The sequence below is a fragment of the Mesorhizobium sp. M2A.F.Ca.ET.039.01.1.1 genome, assembly GCF_003998035.1.
GTDB lineage: Bacteria > Pseudomonadota > Alphaproteobacteria > Rhizobiales > Rhizobiaceae > Mesorhizobium.
Genome location: NZ_RZRY01000379.1, coordinates 1 through 6,194, shown reverse-complemented (window position 1 = coordinate 6,194; position 6,194 = coordinate 1). Strand labels below are relative to the sequence as shown.

Annotated in this window: 7 protein-coding genes; 1 reads left to right on the top strand and 6 read right to left on the bottom strand. The window is 65.8% G+C overall.

Translation table 11 applies throughout. The features are described 5' to 3' along the window. The first annotated feature begins 384 nt into the window (after positions 1-384). On the top strand, positions 385-1,386 hold the full coding sequence (locus EOA24_RS24355; RefSeq protein WP_126079395.1) for a D-glycerate dehydrogenase: 1,002 nt from the start codon (positions 385-387) through the stop codon (positions 1,384-1,386). Positions 1,387-1,390: 4 nt separating this feature from the next. Here EOA24_RS24355 and EOA24_RS24350 read toward each other — a convergent pair whose 3' ends face one another. The 6 genes from EOA24_RS24350 to EOA24_RS24320 all read right to left on the bottom strand — a co-directional run. Then, complete coding sequence (locus tag EOA24_RS24350; protein WP_126079394.1) at positions 1,391-1,804, bottom strand: DUF126 domain-containing protein; 414 nt, start codon at positions 1,802-1,804, stop codon at positions 1,391-1,393. After that, entirely contained in the window at positions 1,801-3,054 is a 1,254-nt protein-coding gene (locus EOA24_RS24345) for an aconitase X catalytic domain-containing protein (RefSeq protein ID WP_126079393.1), read from the bottom strand. Before EOA24_RS24345 ends, EOA24_RS24350 begins: the two co-directional genes overlap by 4 nt. Continuing rightward, a complete protein-coding gene (locus EOA24_RS24340) occupies positions 3,051-3,539 on the bottom strand; it encodes a GNAT family N-acetyltransferase (protein WP_126079392.1) in 489 nt (162 codons plus the stop codon). Before EOA24_RS24340 ends, EOA24_RS24345 begins: the two co-directional genes overlap by 4 nt. 4 nt (positions 3,540-3,543) lie before the next feature. Further along, the gene (locus EOA24_RS24335; RefSeq protein WP_126079391.1) at positions 3,544-4,299 is read right to left on the bottom strand and encodes a molybdopterin-synthase adenylyltransferase MoeB; all 756 of its coding nucleotides are present in this window, start codon (positions 4,297-4,299) and stop codon (positions 3,544-3,546) included. Between the two features lie 136 nt (positions 4,300-4,435). Continuing rightward, complete coding sequence (gene recF, locus EOA24_RS24330; RefSeq protein ID WP_127410141.1) at positions 4,436-5,596, bottom strand: DNA replication/repair protein RecF; 1,161 nt, start codon at positions 5,594-5,596, stop codon at positions 4,436-4,438. 194 nt (positions 5,597-5,790) lie between these two features. Further along, positions 5,791-6,194 (bottom strand): DNA polymerase III subunit beta (locus EOA24_RS24320; protein ID WP_133374591.1); only part of this gene is annotated, 404 nt, incomplete at its 5' end.

Sequence of the window (6,194 nt, the reverse complement as noted above, 5' to 3'; positions counted from 1 at the left end):
GCGTTATGGTTTGCGCCGGCGCGGCCGCGCTTTGCGCGAATGCCTGCGGCGCGCAAAGGAGGGCGCCAAGGATGGCTGCGCTGAAGGCCAGGCGAAGCGACGCGAAACCAGACACTTTCGTTCCTTTCGGCGCCGGTCCGTCGGATGAGCGCCCCTTTTTCTTTGTCTTCGGCGGCACCGCTTGTTACAGGAGTGGGCTGATGCCGTGACTGGCTACAAGTTTCGCCGGTCTTGGTTAAAGAGGTCTCAACGAGATCGGTTTCGAGAGCATGACCCCGAGAAGTGGGAATCGGCTTTCGGAAACGATCATGCTCCAAAAAAGAGCAGGATCAGGATGACGATTCAACGAGACGTCAACCTGATCTAGCAAGCTTCGGGGATAAAATGGCAGGCAAAAAACGGCCCCTCGTCGTCATCACGCGCAAGCTGCCCGACCCTGTCGAGACCCGCATGCGCGAGCTGTTCGACGCAAGGCTGAATGTCGAGGACCGGCCGATGACCCAGCCGGAGCTGGTCGCGGCGATCAAGGAAGCCGACGTGCTGGTTCCCACCATCACCGACCACATCGACGCGGCGCTGATCGCCCAGGCTGGCGAAAACCTGAAGCTGATCGCCAATTTCGGCAACGGCGTCGACAAGATCGACGTCTCGGCGGCCGCCAAGAAAGGCATCACCGTCACCAACACGCCGAATGTGCTCACCGAAGACACCGCCGACATGACCATGGCGCTGATGCTCGCCGTGCCGCGCAGGCTCGCCGAAGGCGCCAATGTGCTGACAGGCGAGAAGAAATGGGCCGGCTGGTCGCCGACCTGGATGCTCGGCCGGCGCATCTGGGGCAAACGTCTTGGCATCGTCGGCATGGGCCGCATCGGCACGGCCGTCGCCAGGCGGGCCAAGGCCTTCGGCCTGTCGATCCACTATCACAACCGGCACCGCGTGCTGCCGGCGGTCGAGGAGGAGCTGGAGGCAACCTATTGGGAAAGCCTCGACCAGATGCTGGCCCGCATGGACATCATCTCGGTCAATTGTCCCTCGACGCCGGCGACGTTCCACCTTTTGTCCGGCCGCCGGCTGGCGCTGATGCAGCCTTCGGCTTACCTGGTCAACACGGCGCGCGGCGACATCATCGACGAGGAAGCGCTGATCAAGCTGATCCATGACGGCAAGATCGCCGGCGCCGGCCTCGACGTCTATGAGCACGAGCCGGCGCTGAACACCAAGCTGTTGAAGCTTGCCGCCAAGGGCAAGGTGGTGCTTCTGCCGCATATGGGATCGGCCACGCTCGAGGGCCGCATCGACATGGGCGAGAAGGTGATCATCAACATCCGCGCCTTCTTCGACGGCCACCGCCCGCCGGATCGGGTTTTGCCGCTGAGGACCTGAGGGCTTAAACGGCCGCGGTAATCGCACCGTCCGCGCCGACGGCTACCGCGCCTCCGCGGTAGGCATCGAACGCGCCGCGGTCGAGCCGCACCGCGATCGGCGTCTGCCAGCCCATTTCCCGGGCGACTATCAGGCCGAGCAGCAGGATGGCGTCCGGCTCTTGCAGCACCAGGGCCACCGGCGCGCGGCCGTTGTGGACCAGTTCCATCAGCACTGCCGAAGCCGATGACGAGCCGATCGTGCCCGGCAGGAACAGCACGCGGCCGGCAATGACTTCGCCATGCTGCGGGTGGCGGACATCGGCGATGCGGCCTGTCTTCGGGTCGACGCCGCCCCAGAAGCTGATCGGCGCCGTCAGCACCAGCGCCTCGCCTTCGCCGGCCTTGCCCGGCACCAGGATTTCGGCTGCTGAGTTCATGCGCCGACATCCGTGAAGACCGGCTTGCCGAGGACCGCGCTTTCGACGCAATCGGCGAGCGAGGCGTAGAGCACCGCATATCCGGTGTTGCCCGGCGCGTAATGCGCGAACTTGCCCGAATTGGTCATCAGCACGCCGTTGCCGATGTCTGGCATGATCGGCGTCACCACCACGCATGTATCGGCGACGATGACGACGCCGCTGGCCTCGAGCCTCTTTCGCCGACCGTCCTTTTCCAGCAAGGCAAGCGCGTGACGGCCGGTGCACGCATAGATCGGCACCGCGAGCCGCCGCCCGCCGATCAGCCGCTCCAGGCTGTCGAACTCGGCGTTCGAAAGATGCGGGCTGCCGATCGCCACCGCATCGATGGCTTTAGGCGCTGCCGCGGTCGACAGGCCCGCGCGGGCCTTGGCAACCATCTCAGGCGTCACGCGGATCACCGCTTCCGGTTCCGGCCCGGCCAGGATGCTTGCGACGTCGGGAGCCTCGGGCGTCACGCCGGCGATGTGGAACAGGCCGACGGCGCCGGACGATGCGGCCGCAGCGCCGAAGGCTTTCAGCGCGTCTTCGCCGGGATGACTGGCCACGTCGGTGACGACACCGATTGCGTTGCCGACCTCACGGCCGTAGAGGCTGCCCAGGACAGGCCAGGCGATCTCCGAGGCAAGGAAGGAGGGCGACAGGCCCGAGACGTCGAATACCAGCCGCGCCAGGCGGTTTTCAGGCCGATGCATGCCGTAATCCGGCGCGCGGCCGGTGATGGCGCAGGCAATGTCGAGGAAATCGCCGTAGCGGTTGGTGCGCGCGCCCAGCACAGAGTTGCAGAAGACGACCGCGTTGGACTCGCCCCAGGCCACGTCGCTGCCGAGTGCTGGCCTGTGCCCGGCCTGATAGGGCGCGCAGGTCCAGCTCTGCTCGCAGCCGAGCTTGCGATAGGCCTCCATCATCCGCCGCGCCATGCCGCGCTGCGGCTCTTCCAGGCGGATGCGCGAGCAGCCCATCAGGTCGAGCGCTCCGACATTGAGCGTCGAGCGTACCGCGACCTTCGCGCCGCCTTCGACCAGCTTTTCGGCGAACAGCGTGCCGGAATCGCCGTGATAGAGCGCCCCGTCGATATGCGCGGACGCGATCGGGATCAGCCGTGGCGCGCCGAGCAGCTTGGCGCTTTCGGCGACGATGCGCATCGCCATGCCCGCGCCGTCCTGCCGGGCGGCGATCGCCTGTTCTTCCGGGCTGAGGGCCAGGCTCAAGGCAGCACCTTGCGCATGGTGATGGAGGTCGACCTGTCATAGCCCGCATGCGCCGTGCGCCCGGTCTCGCGAAAGCCGAGCCGGGCGAAGGCTGCGTGGTTTGCGGTCAGCTCGATGCGGCTCTGCAGCTCGATCGCATCCTTGCCGCGCGCGCGGGCAAGATCCTCCACCGCTTGCATCAGCCGGGCTCCGAGACCCTGACCCTGAAGCGCTGGCTCGACCGCGAGCTTGCCGACATAGAAATCCCGCGCCCGCTCCAGCGCGAAGACGCAGCCGACGACACGGCCGTTCTCGACGGCCACAAAGCACGTCTCCTTTTTCGCCTTCTCGGCAAGGTTGTCGGCGCTCAGAAGATGCGCCGATGACGGTGGGTCGATGACGCCGTCCATATAGGCAAAGGCGCGGCGGATCAGCGCGAGCAAGTCGTCCCATCCGTCGAAATCCGCGGGAAGGCCGATAATGGAAATGCCGACGGTCTGGTCCATACGCTCAGACGGCCTTGTAGCGGATGATGTCGAAGCGGGCTGTGAGCCCGTCATAGAGCAGCAGCCGGCCGATGAGCGGCTCGCCTATGCCGGTAATCAGCTTGATCGCCTCCATTGCCTCCAGCGCGCCGATGACGCCCGTCAGCGCGCCGACAATGCCGGCAACAGCGCAGGACGGCACCAGCCCTTCGGGAGGCGCCTCTGGGAACAGGTCGCGATAGCTCGGGTTGCGCTTTCCGTCGGCGCCTGTCTCGAACGGTTTCAGCACCGTGACCGAGCCGTCGAAGCGGCCGACGGCGGCCGTCACCAGGGGTTTCTTCTCGCTGGCGCAGGCATCGGCGACCGCGTACCGCGTCTCGAAATTGTCGGAGCCGTCGACAACGACATCGTAACGGGCGACGAGGGCAGGGGCGTTCGCTTCCGTCAGCCTCAGGCGATGCGATTCCACCGCGACGTTAGGGTTGATGCGCATGATCGCTGCCGCGGCGCTGTCGGTCTTGGCCAAGCCGATCGTGTCGCTGCCATGGATCACCTGCCGCTGCAGGTTGGACAGCGAAACCGTATCGTCATCGACGATGCCTAGCGTGCCGACGCCGGCGGCGGCTAGATATTCCAGCACCGGTGCGCCGAGCCCGCCGGCGCCGATCACCAGCACCCGCGCCCGTTTCAGCTTATGCTGCCCCGGCCCACCGATCTCCGGCAGCACGATGTGGCGGGCGTAGCGTTCGAGCTCTTCGTCAGTGAGGGCGGCATCGGTCATGGCTGGACTTTATCGATGGCGCAGAGCCTTGTCAGTAAGCGCAAGGCAAACCTTGTGGTCCACATGACGAGGAAAAGGTTTCGCACGACGCAAGGCAACGCCTGGTGGCACAGCGCCGAAATAGCTTCTTCACGGGCTAGCCGGTCGGCTCGACGCTGCCATGATCGACCGTCAGGAACTGCGCCCGGCCTTCAAGGCTCGAGAACAGGGCGGCATCCGTGCCCGTCATGAAGGCTTGGCAGTTGAGCTCCTCGAGGATCGAGAACAGCGCCGCGCGCCGGCCTGCATCGAGATGCGCGGCGATCTCGTCCAGCAGCAGGATCGGCGTCAGGCCCGACATCTCGCCGGTCAGCCTGGCATGCGACAGCACGATGCCGACCAGCAGCGCCTTCTGCTCGCCGGTCGAGCACAGTTCCGCCGGCATCGACTTGGGCCGATGCCGCACCACCAGGTCGGAGCGGTGCGGGCCGTCCAGCGTCCGGCCGGCGGCGCGGTCGCGCTCCCGGCCATTGGCGAGTGCCGCGCGATAGCGTTCCTCGACATCGACCGCAGGCGCGCTGCCGAGCGCGCTTTCAAGATCGCCGGCGAGGCTGATATCGGCCTGCGGAAACGGCCCGCTGCCGGGCAATCTGTCGATCATGGCGGCAAGCAGCCGCACCAACTCGGCCCGCGCCGCGGCGATCGCCACGCCGGTTTCGGCCATCTGCGTCTCGATCGCGTCGAACCAGGCGTCGTCGCGGGAGCCTTCTGTAAGCAGGCGGTTACGGCCGCGCATGGCTTTCTCATAGTCGAGCGCGCGCTGGCCATGGCCGGGGTCGATCGCCAGCACCAGCCGGTCGAGGAAGCGGCGGCGGACCGCCGCCGGCCCGGGAAACAGGCCGTCCATCGCCGGCGTCAGCCAGACGACCCGCAGCCATTCGAGCATATCCTCGGCCGATCGCGCCGGCGCGCCGTTGATCCGCACCTTCCTGCCGCCTTCGCCGGCGGTGTCGCCGCCGGAAATGCCGGTGCCGATCTCGACTTGGCCCTCCGGCCCCTCGATGCGCGCATGCAAGGCGAAGCCACCGTCGCCGCCTTCGCGCGCCACATCCGCATAGGGCGCGCGGCGCAGGCCCCGGCCAGGCGTCAGGAACGAGATCGCTTCCAGGAGATTGGTCTTGCCGGCACCATTGTCGCCGGACAGCACCACCGCGCCAGGGGCAAGTTCCAGCGAAAGCGCCGCATAGTTGCGGAAATTCGTAAGCGTTAACTTACTTATGTAGCTTTGCTGCCGAAGCTGTTTCGCATCCGCGGTCACGGCGACACATCAGGTCCGCTAAGCAATTCCAGGAAAAGTGCACTGCGGTTTTCCGTCCGGAATTGCGACAGACAAAAGCGCAATTCCAGGAAAAGTGCACTGCGGTTTTCCGTCGGGAATTGCGACAGACAAAAGCGCAATTCCAGGAAAAGTGCACTGCGGGTTTCCGTCCGGAATTGCGTCGACAAAGAGACCTAGACCCGCATCGGCATCAGCACATAGAGCGCGGTTTCGTCGGCCATGTCATGGATCAGCGTCGGCGAGCCGGCGTCGGCCAGCATGAACTTGGCCTCCGACCCGGTGAGCTGGGCCGCGACGTCGAGCAGGTACTTGGCGTTGAAGCCGATCTCGATCGGATCCGACGAATAGTCGGCCGCCAGTTCCTCGGTGGCACTGCCCGAATCCGGATTGTTGACCGCGAGCGTGAGCTGGCCGTCATTGATCGACAGCTTCACGGCCCGGCCGCGTTCGGAGGAAATGGTCGAGACGCGATCGACCGCGGCGGCGAAGCTCTGGCGATCGATGATCAGCTTCTTGTCGTTGCCGGTCGGGATCACGCGCTGGTAGTCGGGGAAGGTGCCGTCGATCAGCTTCGATG